Source organism: Evtepia gabavorous (genome assembly GCF_003425665.1).
Taxonomy (GTDB): Bacteria; Bacillota; Clostridia; order Oscillospirales; family Oscillospiraceae; genus Evtepia; species Evtepia gabavorous.
In genome coordinates, this window is record NZ_QQRQ01000063.1 from 1 (window position 1) to 414 (window position 414).

The 414-nt window shown below is 39.1% G+C and carries 1 protein-coding gene; it reads left to right on the forward strand.

Annotated elements, in window-relative coordinates:
- The coding region (locus tag DV520_RS12455) for a hypothetical protein (protein WP_205727615.1) at positions 1–198 on the forward strand (198 nt) is incomplete at its 5' end.
- Positions 199–414 lie beyond the last annotated feature (216 nt).

Below are 414 nucleotides of genomic sequence, written 5' to 3' on the forward strand. Positions count from 1 at the left end.
GTGATATTGGGATTCGCTGCTGCTCCTTTTTATCCTCCAGCAGACTATTTTCAAACTGTTGTTTATAAATGCAAGAGAGGTCTTTCAAAATATTTCAGAGGCTCTTTCCCACATTCAACGCCATTTGACTTGAACGAAAGATTTTTGGAAAGCTCTGGCTTTTTCTGCCTTACTATGATAAAATTTAATATATTATAAGGATAATCTCTTATTATCACTTATTGTGGCATCAAATAATTACTATCCTTTGTTACAAGCGGTAAAATAAGGTCTGATCAGACTGACAGGAGTGGGAGAAATATGGAACGCCAAAAATATGATGTTGCGGTTTCTTACGCCAGTGAACAGCGGCCTTATGTGGAGCGGTTCGTCGCACGGCTGCAGTCCCAAAAAATGCGTGTATACTATGACCGA